Here is a 5,022-nt window from a genome sequence, read left to right on the forward strand (position 1 = left end):
TTCCCCGGCACGAGCGCCGGGTGGATCTCGAACTCGTCGAGACCCGCACCTTCAGCTCCGGAGTCGTCTACGCCCGCTACTGCGTGGTGCGCTAGTGGCCTGCGCCAGGCGTCCCTTCAAGATACGGATGCCGACATCGGCGAGAGCCGTCGCGCGGACGTCGACGATCGCCCACACCTGCGGCGGCCCCCAGGAGCAGCCGGTCGCCGAAGGTTCTCGGTCAGCTGGTCGTTCCAGTCGATCCGGACCGGGCTCCGGCGTTTCGAAGTAATACCGGCTGCGGGCGTTGGAGACAGGGCTGCGAGTCCCTTGCAGCGGCGGTTCACTCCACGCTGCCGCTGTCCGGGAAGGAGTGGTGCTCATGTGCGACAAGCCACTGCCCCTGCTCCTTACGGAGCCCGAGCGTGAGCCGCAGACGGTTGGCCGGCTGCTCGGCGCGGTCCCGTGGCGTTGCGCAATCCAGCAGGGCGTAGGCATAGGCGACGTCGGCTCCCGCGACGACGTCGAGGGACACGATCTCGAACGAGGCGCCTTGCGCTTGCCACTCGAAGAAGGGAGGCCACGTCTCGCGGTAGGCGTCGATGCCATGGACGCCGTCATAAGGTGGTGGAACATCGAACATCACGATGTCGTCGGCATGGTTCGACAAGACCCGTGTCAAGTCACCATTGTGCACAGCCGAGGCCCACTGCTCGATCAGAGCCCGAATCTGTTCTTCGTCATCGGTCATGACTCAACTCCCAGCTTGGTTTGCATCACGCTCAGGGATATCCACGGGCATGCGCGGAGGCCGCGGAGGCCAACCATCCAAAGATGCCGCCATCAGCGCGAATCTGCCGAGTCCATCGAGAACGGACCGGCAGGTGCCCTGACGATCCGGATCACCTGAGACGCCGAGCGAATGGGACCAGATCATTTGCGACCAGGACCAGGTCGACGGACACAGGACGACTACAAAGCCTTGGCTGCGGGCAACGCCGCTCGCCCAGCCTCCCCTCATCCGGAACACCCCAAGCCGACAGCAAGGCCAGTAGTCCGGTGGCACTGCTCCAACTCTTGAGCGCCAGTCATGGGTGGTCTGATCCCGTCGCAGGAAAGGCCTGCTCGGTCCAGATGGTTTTGCCGGAGCGGCTGTAGCGCGTTCCCCACCTCTGGACGAGCTGCGCGACGATGAACAGGCCTCGCCCGCCTTCGTCGTCCTCTCCGCTGTGACGCAGGTGCGGTGATGTGTGGGCTGTGTCCGTGACCTCGCACAGGAGCGTGCGGTCACGGATGAAACGTACGTGGAGCGGTCCCTCGGCGTACCTGACCGCGTTGGTCACCAGCTCGCTGACGACGAGTTCGGTTGTGAACGACAGCTCCTCGAGGCCCCAGTGGTGCAGTTGTTCGGTGGCCAGGTCCCGGGACTGGCCCGCGGCGACCGGTTCTGCGGGCAGCTCCCATTCGGCGACCTGAGAAGTGTCGAGTTCGCGGGTGCGGACGAGCAGCAGGGCGGTGTCGTCGGCCGTTGTTCCGCCCGGCAGGAGTTCCGCTACCGCACGGTCGCACAGTTCTTCGAGTGACGCGTGCCGGTCGCTGAGTACACGTCCCAGGGTGTCCAGTCCGAGATCGATGTCGCGGGAGCGTGCCTCGACCAGGCCATCGGTGAAGAGAGCCAGCAGACTGCCCACCGGCAGCTCGATCTCCATGGACTCGAACGGCAGGCCGCCGAGGCCCAGGGGCGGGCCGGCAGGCAGGTCCGGGAAGGACAGCCGGCCGTCCGGTTCGACGACCGCCGGCGGCAGATGTCCGGCCCTGGCCATGAGGCAGCGCCGCGAGATCGGGTCGTAGACCGCGTAGAGGCAGGTCGCCCCGGTGGTCACATCGACGTCGGTGCCGTCGGGCGTGCCCGTCTCACCCCACTGCTCCTCCGCCGACTGTCCCACCAGATCGTCGAGCCTCGACAGCAGCTCGACGGGATCCATGTCCATTTGGGCGAACGCGCGTACGGTCGTACGCAGCCGCCCCATGGTGGCGGCTGCCTGCAGGCCGTGGCCGACCACATCCCCGACCACGAGTCCGACCCTGGCTCCGGACAGCGGGATGACGTCGAACCAGTCACCGCCGACCCCTGTCACGTCGTCCGCGGGCAGGTAGCGGTAGGCCAGGTCGACCGCTGACTGCTCCGGCACGTGTTGCGGCAGCAGCTGGTGCTGCAGGGCCAGCGAGGCGGTGCGTTCACGGGTGAAGCGGCGGGCGTTGTCGATGGAGACCGCCGTACGGGCGGCCAACTCGTCGGCCAGCGCCACTTCGCCGCTGTCGAAGGTGGCCGAACCGGTGCCGCGGGTGAAGGTGACGAGTCCCAGTGTGCTGTTCCCGGCCCGCAGCGGCACGACCAGGACCGTTTCGTCGAGCACGAGTCCGCCCGACGAGAGGCAGCGATCCTGTGGGGAATCAGACGGGTACTCCACGGACGATTGGTTCACGAGTGGGGGCTGCTGTCCCGGCTCCTCCTGTTCGGCTTCCTCCGCCGAGCGGCGGGCGACCCGTACCAGAGACATAGCAGCTGGGTCGTTGGTGGTCGGCACCTCGCCTTCGAGTACCGCCCTCGAGAGGTCGACCGTGACCGTGGCGGCGAACTCCGGGACCGCCACCTCGGTGATCTTCTCGGCAGTGACCATCACATCGAGGGCGGTGCCGATTCCGCGGCCTGCTTCGACGAGCAGGGCCAGCCGCCGCTGGGCCTCGTATCGATCGGTGATGTCGAATGCGTCCTCGCATACTCCGAATATGTGTCCGTCGGTGTCCTGGAGCCGGTAGTAGGAGCAGGACCAGAGGTGGTCCCTTTCGGGGTCGCTGGGCGGCCGGCCCTGGAAGTGCAGGTCCAGAAACGGTTCTCCCGTATCCAGTACATGACGCATGACCGCGTCGAGAGTGGGCGGATGCCCCTTGGTCACGAATTTTCCTTCGGAGTACAGCTCATCGGCCCGAAAACCACGGAACTCGGTGAACGGCCGTCCGATCTCCTGTTCGTACGCCGCGTTGCACCAGGTCAGGCGCAGGTCGGTGTCGTAGATGGCCAGGCCGACGGGTGACTGGGTGGCCAGTCCGTGCAACAGGGCCAGCCGAGTTTCCCACAGCCGGAGATCCTTCAGATTCGTCGCGACGAGGAGATGCTCCGCCGTGCCGGAACCGGGCAGGGGACAGACAGCGATGGCGACGATCAGCTCACGCCCGTCCCGGTGCCGGGCGACGCGGATCTCGTTTCCGCGGAACTGCGAAGGGAGAGGGAGCATCGAGGGTGTCGGGGCGGGTGACAGGAACGTGGCCACGGGCCGTCCGACGATCTCATGCGGCTGGTAACCGAGGAGCCGCTCCGCCGCGGGGCTCCACCCGATAACCGTGTCCTGGGCGTCGACGACCACCGTGGCGGCCCTGGTGACATCGAGGGGCCCACGAAAGTCGGCACTTTGCTCCGCGTTCCATGCAGTCATGGCGCCACACCAGCCCCGTTCATCCACTTCAGAATCTGCTGTTCTCCGGGCAGGCACAACCGGGCAGACACAATCGCGGCCCGTCCACACAACGGAAGCCTGGCGTCGCCGCCACCCGGCCCGCGCCCGCCGTTGCCACAAACGGTGCGGCCACATGTTCGGGGGACGGCCCCGCAAGGACCGACCGCCCCGCCGCGCTTCCCCGCGAGGCTCACCAAGGCCTGGTGCCTTACAGATCCCGGACGATCTCTTCGGTGGACTTGGAGCAGCAGATGAGGATATTGCCGTCGGCGGTGGGCTCGACCGGGTCGGGCGAGTAAGGTCCCCCTCCCCCTGCGAGTTCGCAGGTGTGACAGACACCGGTCCGGCACGACCACTGGACGGGACGTCGCAGGCTTCCGCAAGTTCCAGCGACGACTCCTGGGTGGTCACCGTGGGTCCGGCGCCGGCCCGGCCTGCGGGCTGATGGGGTTGCGACCGCTACCGAGCCGTCGATTCCGGGGGTGAGGGACGGGCCCGCCCCGAAGATCTCCGTATGGACTCGAATACGCCTCCAGGCCCGCGTCGACGAGGGCGGTGGTCGCGCTGTCCATGAAGGCTTCGGAGCCGCACACGTAGGCGTCGGCGTCCGTAGGCAGTCCGAGGCCGCCGGGGCGTGGCAGACGCCCAGGACCGGGTAGGCGAAGCAGCGTTCGATACCTGAGGCTGGGGCGATGACAGAGCCTGATCAGGGACCAGGAGGGTCGAAGCCGTTCGGCGTGGAGCGCGATCCTGCGCGGGTAGTCGCGTCGACGCCGTCATCGCTATCGCCATCACGCTGCTCGTCCTGGAGATCCGCCCGCCGCACGACACCCGCCACCTGTTGCACGGCCTTGCCACGCTCTGGCCGTCCTACCTGGCCTACGCCCTCACCTTCCTGCTGATCGGGACCGTCGTCTTGCACGGCATCGCGTTCGAACTCGCGGCCGTTCTGTTCAAGCTCATCTGGTGGTACGCCCGACATGCTCGCCGCCTACTCGCCACCACCATCGATTCGGCCGGGGTGACGGCCATTAGCCGACGCTTCCGGCTCGGCGCCGGAACCCTGCTCGGTGCCCTGCTTCCTGCACTCGGCGTAGCCGTGATCGCCGCCTTCATTTTCTATTACTGGCTTCCCATCGGGGGCGAGATCGCCAAGGTGAAGCGTCGGCGTAGCCGCGGGGACCAGATGTGATCGCCGGTAAGGGCTATCCGGCTGCGCCGTCGCGGGCGCGCTGGTAGTGGCGCCTCGCCTGCATACGGTCGCCGCAAACGGCCATCGAACACCAACGGGTCACCGACTGCCGCGCACCACGTCCTGCAGCGCATCACGTGCATGACGTAGGTAGCGGTACGCGCTGGGTATCTGCCGCAGCCACCGCCGTACTGGTGCGGACGTCGCCGAAGCCGGCCGCACGAGTATGCACCGAAGCGCTGGGCGGGGTGTTGCTGTGTTCGGGGTGTGACGCGCAGTGGGAAATCGGGGGTGCGAGGGCGGGGGTTTGTGAGCTCGGGCATAGGGTCCGCGTCA

At 67.2% G+C, this 5,022-nt stretch carries 4 protein-coding genes and 1 pseudogene; 2 read left to right on the forward strand and 3 right to left on the reverse strand.

Translation table 11 applies throughout. From position 1 onward, the window contains the following. Window positions 1–95 (forward strand): annotated as a pseudogene (locus tag AB0436_RS30410) (dihydrofolate reductase); the annotation flags it as partial. A gap of 227 nt (window positions 96–322) precedes the next feature. Here AB0436_RS30410 and AB0436_RS30415 read toward each other — a convergent pair. Both AB0436_RS30415 and AB0436_RS30420 read right to left on the reverse strand, forming a co-directional pair. After that, entirely contained in the window at window positions 323–730 is a 408-nt protein-coding gene (locus AB0436_RS30415; RefSeq protein WP_366471155.1) for an SgcJ/EcaC family oxidoreductase, read from the reverse strand. 337 nt (window positions 731–1,067) lie between these two features. Continuing rightward, entirely contained in the window at window positions 1,068–3,473 is a 2,406-nt protein-coding gene (locus AB0436_RS30420; protein ID WP_366471156.1) for a SpoIIE family protein phosphatase, read from the reverse strand. 832 nt (window positions 3,474–4,305) lie between these two features. Here AB0436_RS30420 and AB0436_RS30425 point away from each other — a divergent pair. After that, a complete protein-coding gene (locus tag AB0436_RS30425; protein WP_366471158.1) occupies window positions 4,306–4,686 on the forward strand; it encodes a hypothetical protein in 381 nt (126 codons plus the stop codon). A gap of 13 nt (window positions 4,687–4,699) precedes the next feature. On the opposite strand, the gene AB0436_RS30430 is transcribed toward AB0436_RS30425, so the two are convergent. Next, on the reverse strand, window positions 4,700–4,789 hold the full coding sequence (locus AB0436_RS30430; RefSeq protein ID WP_366471157.1) for a CGNR zinc finger domain-containing protein: 90 nt from the start codon (window positions 4,787–4,789) through the stop codon (window positions 4,700–4,702). Window positions 4,790–5,022 lie beyond the last annotated feature (233 nt).

The organism is Streptomyces sp. NPDC051322, assembly GCF_040689485.1.
Classification (GTDB): domain Bacteria; phylum Actinomycetota; class Actinomycetes; order Streptomycetales; family Streptomycetaceae; genus Streptomyces.